Origin of the sequence: Pontibacter akesuensis (genome assembly GCF_001611675.1) — a bacterium.
Taxonomy (GTDB): Bacteria; Bacteroidota; Bacteroidia; order Cytophagales; family Hymenobacteraceae; genus Pontibacter; species Pontibacter akesuensis.
The window spans coordinates 863202-882007 of record NZ_CP014766.1; the positions used below are offsets into that span (position 1 = coordinate 863202).

At 45.7% G+C, this 18806-nt stretch carries 17 protein-coding genes; 11 read left to right on the plus strand and 6 right to left on the minus strand.

The annotated features are described in order from the left end of the window. Positions 1-99 precede the first annotated feature (99 nt). On the minus strand, positions 100-714 hold the full coding sequence (locus A0W33_RS03605; RefSeq protein WP_068836904.1) for a deoxynucleoside kinase: 615 nt from the start codon (positions 712-714) through the stop codon (positions 100-102). Positions 715-1166: 452 nt separating this feature from the next. Between A0W33_RS03605 and A0W33_RS03610 the strand changes: the two genes are divergently transcribed. The 4 genes from A0W33_RS03610 to A0W33_RS03625 all read left to right on the plus strand — a co-directional run bounded on the left by A0W33_RS03610 (position 1167) and on the right by A0W33_RS03625 (position 4316). Next, a complete protein-coding gene (locus A0W33_RS03610) occupies positions 1167-2309 on the plus strand; it encodes a tyrosine-type recombinase/integrase (protein ID WP_172798083.1) in 1143 nt (380 codons plus the stop codon). 138 nt (positions 2310-2447) lie between these two features. After that, positions 2448-2759, plus strand: a complete 312-nt coding sequence (locus A0W33_RS03615) for a helix-turn-helix domain-containing protein (protein WP_068836906.1) — start codon at positions 2448-2450, stop codon at positions 2757-2759. A 177-nt stretch (positions 2760-2936) separates the two neighbouring features. Then, entirely contained in the window at positions 2937-3962 is a 1026-nt protein-coding gene (locus A0W33_RS03620) for a phage/plasmid replication domain-containing protein (protein ID WP_068836907.1), read from the plus strand. Positions 3963-4112: 150 nt separating this feature from the next. Then, the gene (locus A0W33_RS03625; protein ID WP_068836908.1) at positions 4113-4316 is read left to right on the plus strand and encodes a hypothetical protein; all 204 of its coding nucleotides are present in this window, start codon (positions 4113-4115) and stop codon (positions 4314-4316) included. 421 nt (positions 4317-4737) lie between these two features. Here the strand turns inward: A0W33_RS03625 and A0W33_RS03630 are convergent, their stop codons facing one another. Then, on the minus strand, positions 4738-4974 hold the full coding sequence (locus A0W33_RS03630) for a helix-turn-helix domain-containing protein (RefSeq protein ID WP_068839906.1): 237 nt from the start codon (positions 4972-4974) through the stop codon (positions 4738-4740). A gap of 240 nt (positions 4975-5214) precedes the next feature. On the opposite strand from A0W33_RS03630, the gene A0W33_RS03640 reads away from it, so the two are divergent. The 4 genes from A0W33_RS03640 (at position 5215) to A0W33_RS03660 (ending at position 10275) form a co-directional block, all read left to right on the plus strand. After that, positions 5215-6362 (plus strand): IS3 family transposase gene (locus A0W33_RS03640; protein WP_394331609.1). Its coding sequence is split into 2 segments (ribosomal slippage): positions 5215-5476 and positions 5476-6362, totalling 1149 coding nucleotides; the frame shifts between segments, so codons are not numbered across the junction. A 948-nt stretch (positions 6363-7310) separates the two neighbouring features. Next, a complete protein-coding gene (locus tag A0W33_RS03650) occupies positions 7311-8402 on the plus strand; it encodes a sensor histidine kinase (protein ID WP_068836911.1) in 1092 nt (363 codons plus the stop codon). A gap of 392 nt (positions 8403-8794) precedes the next feature. After that, complete coding sequence (locus tag A0W33_RS03655) at positions 8795-9868, plus strand: PAS domain-containing sensor histidine kinase (protein WP_172798084.1); 1074 nt, start codon at positions 8795-8797, stop codon at positions 9866-9868. Positions 9869-9879: 11 nt separating this feature from the next. Next, the gene (locus tag A0W33_RS03660; protein ID WP_068836913.1) at positions 9880-10275 is read left to right on the plus strand and encodes a response regulator; all 396 of its coding nucleotides are present in this window, start codon (positions 9880-9882) and stop codon (positions 10273-10275) included. 90 nt (positions 10276-10365) lie between these two features. Here the strand turns inward: A0W33_RS03660 and A0W33_RS03665 are convergent, their stop codons facing one another. Further along, entirely contained in the window at positions 10366-10563 is a 198-nt protein-coding gene (locus tag A0W33_RS03665; RefSeq protein ID WP_068836914.1) for a hypothetical protein, read from the minus strand. A 191-nt stretch (positions 10564-10754) separates the two neighbouring features. Next, the gene (locus A0W33_RS03670) at positions 10755-12329 is read right to left on the minus strand and encodes a PQQ-dependent sugar dehydrogenase (RefSeq protein WP_068836915.1); all 1575 of its coding nucleotides are present in this window, start codon (positions 12327-12329) and stop codon (positions 10755-10757) included. Between the two features lie 477 nt (positions 12330-12806). On the opposite strand from A0W33_RS03670, the gene A0W33_RS03680 reads away from it, so the two are divergent. After that, positions 12807-13562, plus strand: coding sequence for an SDR family NAD(P)-dependent oxidoreductase (locus A0W33_RS03680; protein ID WP_068839908.1), 756 nt, complete (start codon positions 12807-12809; stop codon positions 13560-13562). A gap of 516 nt (positions 13563-14078) precedes the next feature. Here A0W33_RS03680 and A0W33_RS03685 read toward each other — a convergent pair. After that, positions 14079-15002, minus strand: a complete 924-nt coding sequence (locus A0W33_RS03685) for a hypothetical protein (RefSeq protein ID WP_068836917.1) — start codon at positions 15000-15002, stop codon at positions 14079-14081. Positions 15003-15565: 563 nt separating this feature from the next. Between A0W33_RS03685 and A0W33_RS03690 the strand changes: the two genes are divergently transcribed. Further along, the gene (locus A0W33_RS03690) at positions 15566-16735 is read left to right on the plus strand and encodes an alpha/beta hydrolase (RefSeq protein WP_068836918.1); all 1170 of its coding nucleotides are present in this window, start codon (positions 15566-15568) and stop codon (positions 16733-16735) included. Between the two features lie 252 nt (positions 16736-16987). Continuing rightward, positions 16988-17671 carry a hypothetical protein gene (locus tag A0W33_RS03695; protein WP_068836919.1) on the plus strand — a complete coding sequence of 228 codons (684 nt, stop codon included), beginning with the start codon at positions 16988-16990 and terminating at the stop codon, positions 17669-17671. A 304-nt stretch (positions 17672-17975) separates the two neighbouring features. On the opposite strand, the gene A0W33_RS03700 is transcribed toward A0W33_RS03695, so the two are convergent. Next, entirely contained in the window at positions 17976-18797 is an 822-nt protein-coding gene (locus A0W33_RS03700; RefSeq protein ID WP_068836920.1) for a ferritin-like domain-containing protein, read from the minus strand. Positions 18798-18806: the final 9 nt, after the last annotated feature.

Consider the following 18806-nt stretch of genomic DNA (forward strand, 5'->3'; position numbering starts at 1 on the left):
TTACTGCACCAGTGCACAGCTACTTTACAAATCAAAAAAGGGCAGCGGCCTCAGCTACTACCCTCTTCAGAAGTATATATTCAAGTATAAATCGTATGGCTAGAAAAGGCCGAAAAGTTCACTCTGAATTCGTTCGATAATGGAGCCTAAGTCTTCGGGGTTGGCTACGAAGTCAATGTTGTTCACATCGATCACCAGCAGTTTGCCCTGGTCGTAGTTGCCCATCCAGGTATTGTAATGCTCGTTCAGGTTGCGCAGGTAATTAATACTGATACTGCTCTCGTAGTCGCGGTTGCGCTTCTCGATCTGGCCGATCAGCTTAGGCAAATCCGCCTTGAGGTAGATCATCAGGTCGGGAGCCTTCACCATGTCGATCATCGACTGAAACAGCGCGAAATAATTGTCATAGTCGCGGCTGCTCATCAAACCGGACTGATGCAGGTTCTTGGCAAAGATATGCGCATCCTCGTAAATGGTGCGGTCCTGGATCACATCATGCGACGTAGCCTGTATCTGGCGCACCTGGTTAAAGCGGCTGTTCAGGAAAAAGACCTGCAGGTGAAAGGCCCAACGCTCCATATCCTCATAAAAGTCCTTCAGGTAGGGGTTGTTATCGACTGCCTCCAGGTATAGGTCCCACTTAAAGTGCTGCGACAGTTTGGTGGCCAGGGTGGTTTTGCCAGCGCCAATGTTGCCAACGATTGCAATATGCATGATATTCTGTACTAAGGTTAAATCAGGAAAACAAAAGTACAGCTTTTTGCACAGGCATTATCGACAAGTTCCCCACCGGGTTATCAACACACGGCAGGGCCGTACTTGTGCTCAACCAACTAAAGCACAGTGCCGCCGTAGACGTTAAGTATAAACGAAACATACACCTAACATCTGAAAGCTATGACAAAAGGACATTGTCAAGACTAGTTTACAGCCTTTTACAACATCTTACACTGAATGCTCTAATACAACAAATTAGAGCATTATTTATTTACATCTGTAAGTATCTTTTCAACAATTTTTCTTATTTTACTGACTGAAAACTGACTAAATAAGATATGTATTGTAAGCTGGTTTTAAGGAATAAGGATAAGAATAATAAGTCTTCCGTCTATGTTCAATATGTGAAGAATGGAGAGTCATATAGACATAACACCAACATAAAAGTGTTGAAAGAGCATTTTAAAGAAGGAAAGCTAACTAAAGGATATGACTCAAAAAGGTTCCAAATAGATAACGATCACATTGATACTATCTATAAAAAAGTAGACAACATTATAAAGGACTACTACCAGAAGTACAGTGTCACTCCAGAAATAGATTATGTTGACAGTGAGTTAAAGAAAGCCGATAAAGAAAGAGAGTTAAGTAACAAATCCCTCTTTGAATACTTTGAAAAGTATATTGAAGAAAAGAAACTCACACATCCATACAACACTGTAAGGAATATTGAGGCTTGTAAAAGAAATCTTGAAGCGTTCGCAGAAGATACGAAATACACGATAACTTTTGAAAGCATCAACTATGAGTTTGTAAATGCTTACAGGGTGTTTTCAATAAAAAAGAAGAGGCAAGATGTTAGTATAGCGCATACAATGGCGTTGCTGAAGAGCTTCCTTAAGTACTGTAACAAATGTGGCTATACGAACATCAAAGAGCTCCCAGATCTCAAGATTAGGCATAAAAAGAAAAATGATGATCCTATAGTTCTAACTGAGAAAGAAGTATCAGATCTTCAAGGTGTAGAAATACAAGATAAGGGAAAGGAATACGTCAGGGACTTGTTTGTTTTGATGTGTGCTACTGGATTACGTTTTAGTGATGTAATTAGGATCAACAAAGCAAAAATTGAATTTAAGAAAACAGAGGAAAACAGAAATTTTATTAATACTGACATCACTAAGACAAAAGATAGAGTTAGCATTCCTTTGACTGACCTAGCAGACGAAGTACTTATAAAATATGATTATCAAACACGGCCAATTGATGCGGGTTACTTTAATAAGACTATAAAGGAAGTGTGTAAGCAAATTGAAAGCTTAAAGCAGGAGGTACAAATTATCAAATATATAGGTGCAACTCCTAGTGCTGAGTTAAAATATAAACATGACCTAATATCAGCACATACAGGAAGACGCACTTTTATTTCAAACTGTGTGAATGCGGAGAGACCAATTCCGTTTAGCACAATCATGAAATGGACGAATCATAAAAAGATAGAAATCTTCTCAAGATATATCAACAAAAGTATTAGCGAGGAGCAGCACATAAGCAAAGTGTTTAAAAAAGTAATTCCGCCTATTGATAAATAAAATTAAAAGGTGTAAAATTGCAGCGTCCCTCCTAATATTTCTGTAGGGAAGACCGTAAAGATTGTAAAGCGTCAGTAGCCTATTTATATAAGTTACTGTCCAAAGATTGGATTGCAAAAATCTATTATCAATCACTTTATGGACTTCAATGGCCAACAGAACCTAATTTTACTTTCAGAAGAAAACTTACAAGCCTTAGTTGAAAGCTCTATCCAAAGAGCTCTTCAGAAATTTATAAGTTTACAAGAACACCAAGTAAATAAAACAGAATACCTCTCTATCAGCGAAGTAGTTAGGCTGTTTAAGCTTACCAGACCTACTCTTAATAAGTTAGTTAAAAGCAACTCCATTAGATCATATAGACCTGGAGGTGTAAGAAGAATATTATTTATTGAATCTGAGTTGAAAGAAGATCTCAAAAACTATCAACAAAGGCTACCCCACCCATAATATTACCTATCGAAGACTAGAGATAATCATCCATTCCTTGGGTAGTTCAAGTGTATTCTTTTCACATCAGTTTTTGGCTTACCAGACCAGTTAGCCTGCCGACTCTTTGGCAAAGATTGTAAAAGCTACAGAAAAAAGCTCTGCAGCAGACTGTACATCTTCAAGTGTAATAGGTTTATGCTAATTGCCGCCTATTTGAATGGTTTACTACCTCATAAAACCGTTCATCCATTTCTGTCTCAATACAAGATAGATAGTTTCTGTATAAGCGAAGAACTCATTCAGGAAGTCAAACTAAAAAATCAGCCGCAACCGCCAGATTCAAAAAACACATTGATCGGCGGGATTGGCTATGATACCATAAATGCATATAGAAATGTAAATGAAGAGCAGTATAAAAAAATTGAAGAAAATATAATTGCTATTAAAAATGTAATTATAAAAACAAGAAGTAAATCTGAAGCGATTAGAGCCGCATATATCCAGTATGAAAAAAGCAAAATACTCGTTTATTTAAAAAAGAATTTACATGTCTCTGTACATGTTAGTTTACCAAGCCTCTTAAACAATGGGTGCAATGTATTACCCACAGATAGCAGGAATGCTACAAAAGCCATTAATCTAATAAATAAGATTCTAGGATTTGATAAAATAATTGGACTTGATTTTAGAACCTTTAAACTCACAAGAGTGGACATAACTGCAAATTATCTTGTAGATGGCCAGCCTTCAGATTTATTGAATACCCCTGCTCCTAGCTACTTTAAAAGAGCTGCCATTTATGATGAATCAGTATATTTCGTAGCAACAAATAAAGCGATTAAGACTTGTGACTTAAGATTTTTAAAGAAAAGAAATGAGAAAAGCAAAGATCTCAGGCAAGCTTTAAGAGGTTATAGGAGACAGTTACTGGTTTATGAAAAAGAAATTGATGAAACAGAATTAAAAGCATGGAGGTTTGAAGCACGACTTAAAAAGAACAGAATCATTAGGAATCAATTAAAATACGAAGCTACAGTCATGGCACTTGAAGATCATGAATTTTATCAAAGATGTATTAGCTATTTTGACACACTATTAAAGAGCATGATTAAAAAATCATATAAACGAACTGCAGGTTTAATAAAGAAAGCTTATCTGGAAGGTAAAACATCTCTTAGTGCCTACAAATTTGATTTTTGGGTAAACTATAATAAGGGGTAACCTATAATATATATCATTGTGTATCAGCAGTGTATAAGACAAAACAAAAGAAGGGAAATGTAATAAGAGGTATTAAATTATACCGGTAATAATCCTTTTAAAAGTATAAATAACTATGTATATTAATTAAAGATTTAAATCAACAACAAGATGAAGAATAATAGAAAAAGAAACCAAAAAAGCATTGCTAGAAATGAAGTGTATCCCAATATAGCAGCTAAGGAGTTAAGAAGAGACATAACAAACCTCTATTTAGAAGAGCCTGATTTGATTATGGACAGTCCTGAAGAACTGGAAGCCTACCTGCAAAAGCTCTATGGCAAGAACTACCTGGATGGCCTAGACATCTCATAGAGATTTTTAAGTTACTTAATTAAGTAACTTAATAGCTGCTTCCCCATTTCAACGGAAATTAGAATAGGTCGCGACTCCTAACTTTAGCATAGGTGCAACTAGTTAGGAGAGCAGTGTAAATCATTGATGTACTGTACGATAAAATATACTTAACTATGGGATTCCTATCAACAGGGTTAAGTGCTTAGTCATGTACAGCTTCTATAAACAAGATTCAGTCTTCAAATAACATTAACTAACGTACTTTTATTCAACAGGCGAATCCTGTCTGGCGATATAAGCTTCATTAAATCCGTAGTAAACTTTGACATGGTCTGAGCACCTAATCCCTCCTAGCAATAGAATGTACTTAGGGGCTACATGAGTAGCATAAAACTACATGCTGTACCTAATACTTACATGATAGTAAATATCAGAGTAATTAGATACCCCGCCTACTACTATCTAACAATTCATAGATAGAAACATCAAGAGCATCTGCTATCGCATAAAGTGTTACAACAGTAACATTTACCTTACCAGTCTCAATTCTCCAAACTTGTGAAACGGCTATGTCAGCTTCGCTGGCTAACTGAACGTGTGACAAACCTTTGGCAATTCTTGCCTCTTTAATTTTAATTCCTAATGCTTTGAGTAGCTCTTCTCTTTGCTTGACCACAGAGCAAGAAGAGACAATAACAAAAATCAACCATACGCATATATGCGTATCATAATATTACTACCTTTATCTCTAAGCAAAACTCTGAGTCTGAGTCATGCGGCTTTTGCATTATAAGTGTCTATAAAAGCTATTTGCATAGTCACGGCTCAAGAGCAAAAGCTACCCCTATGTGTAAGTACCCCTAAAATCGAGACAGTTTAAAAGTAGACAAAAAGGTCATACATTTAAATTGATAAGATGAAGAAGACACGATTCACCGAGAGCCAGATCATCAAGGCCCTCAAAGAGCACGAGGGAGGCCGGAAGGCAGAGGATATCTGCCGAGAGCTGAATGTCAGCCGGGCCACCTTCTACCGGTGGAAGAGCCAGTACGGGGGCATGGACATTTCGGAGGTGAGGCGGCTCAAGGAGCTGGAGGAGGAGAATGCCCGGCTCAAAAAGATGTTCGCCGACCTGAGCCTCAGCCACGAGATACTCAAGGAGGTCATCACAAAAAAGGGCTGGGGCTCTGGCAGCAAAGGCAACTGACCGAGGAGATCATCTCGGACTACGGCCTAAGTGTTGCCAGGGCCTGCCGACTGACCGGCCTTGCCCGCTCCCAGTTCTACTACAGGAGCCGCAGAGATGATACGGAGGTGATAGAGGCGCTGCAGGAGCTGGCCGCCGCCCACCCCACCTACGGCTTCCGTAAACTGCTGGCCTACCTGAGGCGGGCCGGCCGGAAGTGGAACCACAAGCGGGTATACCGGGTCTACAGGCTGCTCAAGCTCAACAAGAAGAGAAGGGGCAAGCGCAGGCTTCCTGCTCGGGTGAAGCAGCCGCTGGTTCAGCAGACGGAGCTCAACAGCAGCTGGAGCATGGACTTCATGTCAGACAGCCTTGCCTCGGGCAGCAGGTTCAGGACGCTGAACGTGATAGACGACTGCAACCGGGAGGCGCTGGCCATAGAGGTGGCCTCCTCCATTTCCTCCAAAAGGGTGATTCGGACGCTGGAGCAGCTCATCGACTGGCGCGGCAAGCCGGCAGCCATCCGGGTGGACAACGGGCCGGAGTTCACCAGCGCTGACTTTACCGGTTGGTGCAGTGAGAAGGAGATCAATGTACAGTACATCCAGCCCGGCAAGCCAATGCAGAATGGCTTCATTGAGCGCTTCAACGGCAGCTACCGCAGAGAGGTGTTGGATGCTTACCTGTTCCTTGAAATGGAGGAGGTCAGGGAGCTTACCGAGCAGTGGGTGGAGGAGTACAACACCAAAAGGCCGCACGAGGCGCTGGGCAACCTGACCCCGAGCGAGTGGCCGCTAAGGAGTAGAAGTGGAAATATGGAAAACTCCTCCCATGGCACAAGGCCTGCCCAGCGAGTTTACCACATTACCACTTCATAGTGGTGGTAGTAAAGATTGAGAAATGTCTCATTTACACTGTCCGAATAAAGGGGTACTTACACTCCTATGTGCAGAAGTCTTACTTTAAAGGCACTAAGCATAATACAAAAATTGAGTTACTGTTAGCGGTTGACATGGAGAATGGTCAGTTTGAATTCATGAAAGCTAATCAAGATGGTAAGTCGCTTAGTAAGTTTGAGATGATGCTGATGCTCGGTGCTACTAATGGAATCTTTTAACCTACTCTAGCAGCACAGGATTCCCCTCCCGTAGGATACTCACACATTTGTACTGAAGGCATTCTAGTGGTACCACACTCCACATCATTACAGTTCCAAAAAAAACATGATCCTTTTTGGAGGAATGTTACCATACTCATTGAAGAATCAATCTTATATACTCCAGTTCAAACAATTGTCAATCATGAAGATGATGTAGACACGTGATGATTGAGGAATGTTGAATAGTATTGTAGTTACAGTATTTTGCCTAATTCTTTAACTTCAGAAGGACAACGGTCCGACATGAATACAAGGCTGAAAACTACTTGGCTTTCGTCCTGCTGGCTTGCCTGAGAATCATGCTAAGGTGTTTTAGGGATAGCTTCTAGTTATATTGCATAGGGTCACAGCGTCAAGATGTAAACTCAAACTTTGATAGTAGGGAGATCTGGGTGCACCCTACGTTCATTGGGTTGTCTCATTAACTCGTCTCGAATATACAAAATCGCTTTTGATTAATGAGACGGCAATTCGGGATGGATTGGGAGACGTGGGGGCAGCAGCACTCGTTGACTTAGTGCGTCCCGAATAACGGCCCTTTCTTGATACAGCGCCTGTCAACCTATTTCAGGACTAGGCATTTTAAATACATTATTAACGGGGCCTCCAACCATCTTTAACAACTTAAGTATATGTTTTAATCTCTATTGAGTAAATTACTTTCATCATGATAAATAAACCGCTTGAAACCTATTTCCCCAACATTGTCTCAGAAGTGAAGGGCTTTGCCATTTTCATGATGGATAAAGACGGGGTGATCTTGACTTGGAACATCGGCTGCGAGCTGATGAAGGGTTATAAAGCCGAGGAAGCAATAGGGAATAACTACGAGATGCTTTTTCCGGATTTTTTGAGGGAGAAAGGCTTACCTGAAAATGAAATTGAGATAGCCTGCACATACGGCCGCTATGAAACGGAAAATTGGCGAAGGCCCAAGAACGGAGAATTATTCTGGGCTCATGTTGTCTTAACAAGAGTCACCGACGAGGAGGGAAACTTGGTAGGGTATGTGAAAATCACGCAGGACCAGTCAGAGAAAAAGAAATTCCATGACCAACTGCTCAGCAAAATAGACGACTTCAAGAAAATGAATACGGAGCTTAACGAGTTTGCTAACACAGCCTCCCATGATTTGAAAGCACCTATCAATAACATCGAAGGCCTTGCCTTACTGCTCAAAGCAGAACTGGAAAATAAATTAGATGATCGGCACATCCACCACATTGTTGAACTGATGCATCAATCGGCCTTAAAATTTAAGTCTGTTATTACCGATATGGGCAAGTCTGCTCAGGAAGAGACGGAGCATTATACATACCAGTCATTCAACGATGTAGTGGATGAAATCAAGTTGCTACTCAGTCAGGATATAAAAAAAACAAATGCAGTTTTTCATGAAGATTATGGTGGAGCTCCTTTTATCCGGTACCCCACTAAGCATATCCGCAGCATCCTGCAGAACCTGATTACAAATGCCATTAAGTACAGATGTCCTGATAGAAAGCCTGAAATAAGCATCAGAACAACGCTGGAAGAGGGCTATACTTTACTGGAAGTTACAGATAACGGACAGGGTATAAATGAAGAACATCAACAACGGATTTTTTCCATGTACCGGAGAGGAGAGAATACCAACGAGGAAGAAGGAACAGGTGTAGGCTTAGGGTTAGTGGCTAAAATAGTGGATGGCAACCATGGGAAAATAGAAGTGGAAAGCAGGAACGGCGAGGGAAGTACGTTTAAAATCTATCTCAAGTAAACAGAGCGGAGATATATTGATAACAGTATTTGATACAGATTTTCAGTGGGCAATTAACTTCCAACTATCACGGGATAACAGTTGCTTAACTGTACAAAAAATTTGAAAAATAACCCCATACAACACAGTTCAGCCTTAACCATCGCTCCGCACGGGCTTCGGCTGCACCACTCCGTTACCCCCCCATATTTGTCTCAAAATTCCCGCGTTTTCCGGGATAACCTATTTCAGGACTAGACAGTTTATGTGGAAGCTTGAGAAGGGGTTTAGCATCGGAACCTGTCATCCTTTACCAGGACAAGACACATCGATGTTTATTTATTTATAAAAGTTTTAACTTTTACTACCAGGTTATCGTTTTCGCTAATGTTATCTTAATGATAAGGTTGCCTATGGAAAATGATTTCTCAAGCCCTGCAAGAGACATTCGGTTTCGTTCTTTATTCGAAAATACCCCTGAGCTGATTCTGTATCAGAACGAAGAGTCCACTATACTGGATGCTAACCCTGCCTTTCTAAAGCTGGTCCAGGAACCAAAGGAAAATGTAATTAACCGAAACTACAATGAGTTTCTGTCTGAGGATGTTCAGCTCCTTTACGAAGAAAAACTCAAAGAAGCATTCACAGGCAAAACAGTTAGGTTTGATCTTTATACCCCTCAGGGAAACTCTGCTCCCCGACACTGGGACGTAGTAAAAATACCGGTGACGGAGAATGAAAAAGTGGTAGGGGTACATATGATTGCAAGGGACATTACAGAAAAAATGCAGGCGCAGGAGGAAATATTGGAGAAAAACAAAGATTTGCAGCAGTTCACTTATGTGATCTCTCACAACCTGCGCAGCCCCTTGACCAATGCCTTAGGCTTAGTAGAAGTGCTGGAAATTTTAGACCCAAACTCTTCTGATTTCAAATCCACGCTGACACACTTGGGAACCAGCCTTAGACAATTTGATCAGGTTGTTCGTGATATAAATACAATTTTGTCAATACGCGACAAGGAAGGCCTTGTGCAAATGGAATCCGTTCCGCTAGCCCAAGTCGTTCAGCAAGTCGTTCAAAACTTTCAAGAAGCTCTTTATGAAGGCGGAGGAACTGCACGGGTGGCCATTCCTGAGGGTATTCAGGTGTTGGGGAACAAGGCCTATCTCTACAGCATATTCTCTAACCTACTGTCCAATGCGATAAAGTTCCGATCGGAACAGCGGCCGTTGCAGGTCGATCTGACTGTAGCAGTAAAGGAAGGTCAAAACAAGGAGATTTCATTTGCTGATAACGGCTCAGGAGTTGATCTTGACAAGGCAGGCGAAGATATGTTCAAGCTTTACAAACGGTTCCATCCAAAGCATTCCGGTCGTGGCCTGGGCTTGTATCTGGTCAAGGCTCATGTGGAGAGCATTGGAGGCCAAATTGAGGTAAGCAGCAGGCCCAATGAAGGGACAGTTTTTAAAATTTCACTACTTTAACTTAACTATTTGTGGATTTTGTACTAATTGATGATGAGCCAATTACTTTGTTTTTATACAAAAACCTTTTTCAACTTGAAGGCCTTTCCGACAAAGTGATTGCTTTTGATGATCCCGAGGAAGCCTTGGATTTTCTCCAACAACAAATATCTTCCGGTCAGATCCCCCAGGTCATCTTCGTGGATTTGAATATGCCTAAAATTTCAGGATGGGACCTTTTAGGGGCTCTCGAACCATATAAAGAGCAACTACAAGCAAAATGCCTCATTTACCTGTTAACCTCATCACTGGACCCATCAGACATAGCGCGGGCAAAGGAGCATCCACAGGTGACAGAACTGATTCAAAAACCCCTTGATAGGCATATCATACATAAAGTTCAGGAAAATATGAGGGGAAGCCGCTGAGAACATCATTTAGTTCAGGTTCTGTGGTAACTAAAAAATGTATTCACCTCCATTTTTATACCTGCAATTCTCTCGTCTGGTTCCTTCGGGTTAGTGATCTGCCACGAGGGATACATCAGTTTCAGCAGGGGCATGTCCGAGCCCCCTCTTCGTCTTGCTCCCCTTCCTGACCTGGCGGTGAAAGTTCTCGATGGTCTTGGTGAACACAATTTTAATTTCATCACCATCCTTCGCTATCACTTCAGGCTTCGCATGCAAGCGGCCGTTACAGACGTTCCAGTTGAACATAAGTGTCGTTATAGAACAAGAAAAGATTCCTGTGATGAGGAGCCTTTATTGTTTGTAACCCATAAGCCAGTTTATATTCAACAACAGGGCAAAAGCAAGGTTGACTAACCTTGCTTTTGCCCTGTTATCTCCTTCTTTTCAAGCTAAACCACTGGTTTAGCCTTTACCAATCTAAAGAGTGACTAAGCAATTTATTTCATTTTTGTTACTCTCCAGACCATGCCTGTTCCCCTGTCAAACTCAACCGGGAAATGCCCCTCCGCTATGCGTTTCAGGCTTGTTCTGTGCGAGCCAAAGTCAACGATGTACATGGCCCCGTCCGGTCCGAACTTCACATCATACGGCCTTTCGATTCCCTCCCCAAGTTCGCCCTGCTGAGAGCCAGGACCTACTTTCTCGTTCTGGATAAAAGCGTGCACGGTGTTTTCACCACTGCCGCTTGTCTCTATCCGGGCAATGCGGTTGCCTGCGAACTTGTCCCTCATCGGGTTGGTGATCCACTGGAAGTCCCCGTACTCCGGCACAAAAAGGTGGTTGGCATAGTCCCCCCAGCCCTCAGGCGCCACATCAGGCTTTGAGGGCGAGGAGTTCACTTCGTGCAGCCCCAGAATCAGTGATGTGTCCGGCTGCTCCAACCCGCTCGCCTCATGGTCAATGAGAAAGTGCAGTTCCTTTGCCACCCTTTCCCTGCCTTTGTAGGTAGGCGGTATGGCCGAGCTGCTGGGCTTGAACCTGGCATCGGTCACAGGGGAGAAGTTAGCCGCAAAGTCAGGCCAGCCGTACCAGGCCCCCTCCCTCACGCGGTAGGTGCCGTCGTGGTAATCGTTGATGGGCCTGCCGGCCGCGTTGTCGTAGCCGTTCACGGCCACGAACATGTCGTTGTCCCTGTTCCATGCAATCCCTATGGCGTTGCGGAAGCCCCAGGCATAGGGCTGCACCGTGGCCTCGGCATTCTCCGGGTCGAACACTAGGATGGTGCCGCCCGCCTTGTTGCTGCCCTTGACTGCCTGGCCGGGCTCTGTCGCTGTCCCAAAGGGCATGAAGGCACCGGTCAGTACCGTTCCCTTCCCGCCTTCCCGGAAATCGGGCAACTCGATGTTATAGCCTGTGAGCACAATGTCTTTGGCCGGGGTGGGGTGCCCGTCAGGCGCCTTCAGCACGAACGGGATCATGTTCTCGTCCATGTACCCTGAGTTGCCGCCTATGCCCACGCACACGTACATCCTTCCGTCCCTTCCCACGCGCACGTCATTGGGCTGGTGGTCACTCTTGCTGTCAACGATGCCGCCGAGTATCTGGGTAACCTCCCCGTCCGGGGTCACCCGTGATACGCAACCGTACAGTTCCCTGTCCCGGTGGGTGATGTAGAAAGCGCCGTTGTACCAGGTCATGCCGGATATGGCGGGGTAGATTTTCCCGTCCAGGTTGACCACTTCCGTAGCCGTGCCGTTGGAGTCCACGCGCAGTATCCTTGCCGAGGCGTTCTCCTCATCCAGGAAGGTGCCACCGGCCTCCGCCACGTACATGTTGCCCCTGTCGTCCCAGGCAACGGAAGTGGGGTAAGTAAGGCCCTGCGCTATCTTCTCAATCTCATAGCCTTCGGGTAGCCGGATCATGGGGAAGTTAGCCGATGCCTTTAGCTTCTTGCTGTCAGCGTTGTGTTTCAGCTCTGTGAATTTTTCCCCCAGCATATTCGCGCCAACACTTACGGCCCCCGCCATGGCAGAGGCAATGGGCCCGCGTCTTGATTCTTCTTTCTCGCTCATATCTAAATTGTTATGCTTTGTTAATGGTATAGGATGTAACGGTGTAGATACACGAACGTTTTCGGAGTTTAGCCATCGGTAGGCTGTCACTGCCTTTCCTCTTGGCCCTTGCTTATTTGCATTCAGGAAGTGCCCCCCTAAGGAATGGGTGCTGTTAATGAAGCAGGGGATGCTGTGATATGATGCCAGGCCTAAGGATCCGTAGGCTGCCAGGAACTTGATCTTTCAGTTTTACAGGCTAAGCGTGCATGTGTTGCTAAACAGAGGCCGTGCTTTTTTTATTGCGCTGGTTTCCAGAGACTATCTTTTCCACCAGCTCCGCCATGCACCTGTGAGCGCAGGAAGCATGGGGGAGCTGGTGGAAATCTTTTTCGCTGTCCTGGGCATCCTGTTCCCGCACCGGCAAATATATCACGCCCCTGCCCCCATTACTCTCCTTGCTTCCGTATGATAAGGACTGACAACCAAATAGAGAAAATGGCAGATCAAGCATTGATAGTAGGTGGCACGACAGGAATGGGCAGGGCCACAGCAGAACTGCTGCTCAGGGGCGGCATTGAAGTAATCATCATGGGCAGGCCTGGCAGGAAGCTGGAGGCGGCAAGGGAAGAGCTGTCCGCTCATGGTAAAGCCCATGCAGTAGGCGTAGACCTGAGTAGCCTGCCTGACGTACAGCAATTCAGCAGCAGCCTCAAGACAGCGTTTCCTGATTTAAAGTACCTGCTCAATGCAGCAGGGTACTTCAGCCCTAAGCCCTTCCTTGAGCATACCGAGGAGGACTATGACCGCTACCACGCGTTTAATAAAGCTTTCTTTTTCATCACCCAGGAGGCGGCCAGGGTGATGAAAGGCAATGGGGGCGGGTCCATCGTCAACATCGGTTCTATGTGGGCCAAACAGGCAATCAAGGCAACCCCCTCCTCGGCGTACTCGATGGCTAAGGCGGGTGTGCACAGCCTTACTCAGCACCTGGCCATGGAGCTGGCAGACTACAACATCCGCGTCAATGCCGTCTCGCCGGCAGTGGTGGTAACGCCTATATACGCTGCGTTCATAGAGGAGGACAAAATCGAGGAAGCGCTGCAGGGATTCAACTCCTTTCACCCGATAGGAAGAGTCGGGCGGGCGCAGGATGTTGCCAATGTCATTCATTTCCTGCTCACAGACAAAAGCTCCTGGGTAACCGGGGCCATCTGGGACGTGGACGGGGGAGTGATGGCAGGCAGGAACTGAACAGCAGCGCAATAAGATGGCTTTAAGCGCTTGCTTGCTACAACTGACTCCCAAGCTTTCCACCCTCTATGTGATATGTGAAACTGCAATTCCTAAACAGCGACCAAGAAAGAGTAGTAGCTGTTGCATCATATAGGGCCATATCCCTTCTCAATGAGATGGATACTCCGCCAGCCCTACGCCGGGAAGGCCCTGGCAAGAAACATGGCTTCAGGAGGTGGCAGGTTTTTTCCTTTGGAGGGTTGTTGTTTGTGTATAGAGCCGTAGTGCTTTTTGGGGTGCTAAACATTGAGTAGCGGGTCAGCAGGTAACCAAGCTAAAAGACTGTGGAGTTTAAAAACTATAAAGAAGAAAGAGTTTTGCTGTACAGAAACTATTATTTTATACAGCGGCTTTAACCTATATAACTGACGTTATAGAACAGTAAAGGCTCCCCGTGATGAGGAGCCTTTACTGTTTATAGCTCATAAGCTCAATTATGTTAAGCAAGAGGAACGAACTTAGCTAAAAAGCCTTCTAATGCTTTCTAGCTGTTTTGAGTGCTGTGTTCTTCACTTCAAATTTATTTTCAATTCTGATACTTGAGTCAAAGTTTCCTTCATGGCTGATAATGACCTTTCCCCCAACCGTGTAAGTGCCTTCTTCAACAGGGGTGTACAACAGAATATAATGAGGTCCCGACCTTATAACCTTTGGTTTTAAGTTAACGCCATCTTCGGCCCCTTTACAAGTCACCTTAGAGAAATCCAAGCCTATTTTTGATAAGTAAGTTTCATTGGCATTAACAGTTGAGGATACTGTATCTTTCGTGCCGTGTTCTTCCTCCTCTAAAGGTGAGGGAACAACGAAAGTATAGGCATAACCTGTACCAAGAGAACTGCCAAAATCGGCATTAACAGTTAAGTACACTGTATCTCTAGTGCCGTATTTTTCTCTATCTAAATAGGAGGGAATAACAAATGAATAGCCATAACCTGTACCAAGGGAAGCTTCGTAATGCATTAATATCATTCCTTCAGCGACAGTAGTTAAATATAGAAGGTTATAATACTTCAGACTATCTGCTGAGGAGCGCAGTTGGTTCTTTATTTCCTTAATAGAATACGACAATTCCCCGCCGTCTCTACTATGCTTAGTGTATCTTGCCTCCACTGAATCAGAGTAGAGCAGTAGGTTTTCAATGGTTCGCTCTTTCATGAAATTTCTTCTCCAGGAAACAATCTGATTGCAATCAGCGGCTAGGATCGAGTCCCTAGGATCTCCTAATTCTTCAGGAACTCTTAATTCTTCATAATAGGCTATGACCGAAGAAAATGCTTGCTCATTAAAGGCTATATTCCGCATGCAACTATCCCTTTTAATCATCAATTCAAGGTCATCTGATTTCTTGGAGCACGAAAACAGTAAAAGAACAAACAGAAATGGTATAGCTGATTTCATTATATAGTACCTGATTATGGTATAAATGGAACCGAATATACTATAAAAAACCTATCGGCAGTTCCTAGCCTCTTCTACTTCGAGCTGTGGAGGCTGAGCTAATAACAAACCTTATGTTCAACCCTACTTATATTTGTCTCACTATTCCCGCTATTTCCGGGACAACAACACCAAGCAACCGACAGCAAGTGTTTGTCACTCGCCAATACGAGCGGTATAGCCACTGTCTAACTCCAAAGGATAACTCCAACATACATCCGTTCACTTACTCCCAATGGGAGGTCGACCAACTTTAGGACAGCGTTGGCCCGGCAGGTTGACTATTCATGAACCCAGAGAGGACGGTGACGTAAAAAAATTGACAGAACAGCAGCAGCTGCTCTGTACACTACCACTCCACTGCTCCTTTCAGCGCCCACCCTCCCTTTGCCGAGCAGTACCCTATTTTATTACTTGACTGGTTTCTTATGCATTACATTTCGTTCGTACCGCCTCCCTTCTACCCTGCAGCAGGAACCAAGCAGGAGTTCTTTACGCATATTTTTTAACTACAATTTTTACTTATGAAAAACAAACAGACTCATGTAAGTGCCGTTATGCTTCATGCCGGCACTGTGCGCAGGCTATCAGCACAGGGGGCCAGACTCTTCGCCCTGCTCTTCCTCTCCACCTTCCTGCTCAGCTGCGAAGACGAGGTGATCGGGGACATCTTCGACAAAGACGGCGGCAAGGCGGAAAACATCCAGCCCAACGGCCCAAACCCGGAGTGGGCGCCCGACATCGACCCGCAGATGCTGGCGGTGATCGAGCAGTTCCAGAGCTATGATATCGTGCCCTACCCCATGCTGACGGCGGACCAGGCGCGGGAGGAGCCCACCTTCCATGACGCGCTGGTGGACCTGCTGCGCGAGAACGACATCAGCCCCGAGCCAGCCAAGGTGTCGGTGAAGCACATGACCATTCCCAACGGCACGGGTCAGGGGCTGCTGGTGCGCACCTACACCCCGCGCAGCGGCACGGGTCCCTTCCCGGTGGTGGTGTACTACCACGGCGGGGGCTGGGTGCTTACCGACCTGGACACCTACGAACCGTCGGCCAGTGCGCTGGCGGAGCGATCAGGGGCCATCGTGGTGTCCGTGGCTTACCGCCAGGCGCCGGAGCACGTGTTCCCGGCCGCCCATGAGGATGCCTACGCCGCCTACAAGTGGGCACGCGAGCATGCTTCCCAGATCAACGGAAACCCGGGCAAGGTAGCAACAGCCGGTGAGAGCGCCGGGGGCAACCTGGCGGTGGCCGTGGCACTCATGGCCAGGGACCGCGGTATGCAACTGCCGGACCACATTGTGTCGATCTATCCAATAGCAGATGGGGACGTTGAGTCGCCAACTTATGAGCAATATGAGAATGCTCTGTTTCTCAACAAGGCGCTGATGCGCTGGTTCTTCAACCTCTATGTGCCCGATTGGCAGACCCAGACCCGCCCGCTGATCTCGCTCATCGAGGCGGACCTTAGCGGCCTGCCGGCCACCACCATTATCAACGCCGAGATTGACCCGCTGCGCCATGAGGGAGGCGTGCTGGCCGAGCGGATGATGGACGCTGGGGTTCCCGTGGAGCGCAGGGTGTACGAGGGAGTGACTCACGAGTTCTTCGGCATGGACGCACTGTTGGAGCAGGCCGTGGCGGCGCAGAAGTTTGCCGCCATGGAGCTTCGGGATGCCTTCAACGAGTAAGGCAGCATAAAATCATCCAGCTAGGGAGCGGGCTCTCTCCCTAGCTACTGCACAAGGCCGCTTTGTACAAAACAGAGCGGCTTTTGCATGCCTGCAAGCACGTTCTCGCAATAACTTTAACATTATAAAATCCACCGTCGCCTGCAAGCACGGAATATTTGTTTAAAATTCATCTATTACTGCCTGACTGTCAACCTTTAAGTATCGCGCTGTCGTATATAACATCTAATGTATTACTAAAACAAAAAAGTTATGAAGAACAAATACTTAAGCGTGGCAGCGCTTGCACTCAGCACGTTCCTTTTTGTTGGCTGTGATGACGAAGACATAAAAGACTTCTTCCCAAAGCCCTCTGATGGCGACTCTAAAAATTGGGATATTATAAACTTCGAGATGTACAAGACAGGCTTTCTGACCGAGGTGAAGAGCTCCAATGGCACCGGCCCTATCATGGTGAACGCCATGCGCAGGCAGAGCAACGGCACCTACGCTAATGGGAACCACGCTATGATCTTTAACACGCACACACCCACCGGCGATGACACGGACCTGTTTACCGGCATACACCACCCGCAGGGCTACGACCTAAGCAAGGTACTCATCATCAACCAGGACATGAACAGCACGCCCAACGACAACCAGTATGGGGGCACTATGACACTGGACTTCTCCTCGATGGGGACAGTCACGCTGCATGAGCTGACGGCGCTGGACATTGACAAATACGAGAACATGTCTTACGTGAGGCTCTACGGCGCAAACAACCGTATGCTGCTGGAGAAGAAGCTGATGAACATGGGCAACAACTCGGTTCAGGTGGTTGATCTGGGAAATACTTCCGGCGTTATGCGACTGGAGGTTACACTGGACGGAACCAATAACGGCATGCCAGCTGGTTCAGGAGCGATAGACAACATCAAGTTTATGAAAGACTAAGCATACTGCTCTTTGTTGAGCGGATGCATTGTCAGATCTAATTAGAAGGGTAGAAGAGCCTTGTATGGTTCTTCTGCCCTTTTTTGCTTTTATAGCTGAATCATACTTAGTAATAAGTATCATTTACCCTTTTTCACACGAAGGAATTGCTAAAAGGCGGCTATAAAAAGCCTCGGCCCCTGACCAATATAAGTGGTCAGGGGCCGAGGCTCATTTTAAGTTTAGCATTAGCAACGTATAGCCAAACAGCTTTAAAACTATTAGGCTATACTTTATACCGAGTGTATGTTCGTTCTGTTCCTGATTAGGAAACGATGAACGGGGCCACGATGCTGGTCACCTGCTCCTTTGTGAGCGGCTCATCCCAAGCCTCCTTCACAGCGTTGGCTGGTGCCTTCGTTACGCGGGTAACTTCGACTCCCACATGGGTGGTGTTGTCCTCGTTAGCGTATATCGGCCTTGTTGCCTGCATGAAAGTGCTTCCGAATCCTTCGATGCCGTCATCCTCAGTGATCCAGCCCTTCTCGTTGCGCAGCCTTCTTACCTGGGAGGCATGCCGTGCTTCCACTGAATGTATTTTCAGCGCCACGGTTAGCAGTGCATCATTGTCCATTAGGTTCGCTGCCTGTCCCTTGTAGGCGCTGACGCCTGTATCCTCAAAGGCCTGAGACACGGCAAGGAAGAGCTTGTAGTTGGTGAAGGGGCTTGGAAAAGCACCTTTCGCCGTGAAGTCAAAGTTGCTCGGCACACCAGCCAGGTTTCCCCCGAGCGAGTTTATGGTAGACTCCAGCAGCTCCACATGAATTCGCTCGTGCTCCCGAATGGCCGTGAACACGTCCATGTCCGAAGCCGCCACCACGCCTGAGCGTACCCCCATGAGGTAGTACTGGTACTCCAGCCTTTCCAGCGTAAGGGCAAACTTAAGCACAGCCATTACATCGTTGCTTTGGGCAAAAGCCATTTTAGGCATAGCCGTGAAAGCTGCCAGCGGCAGTGAGGAAAGGGCTACTTTTTTTGCCAGGCCGCCCATTTTACGGAAGGCCTCTTTCCTGGACATGTAGGTGTCGATTTCCTCTTCTGTCTTTGTATCTGTATTGAATGAATCAAATAGTTTAATTAAGTCCATGGTCGTCCT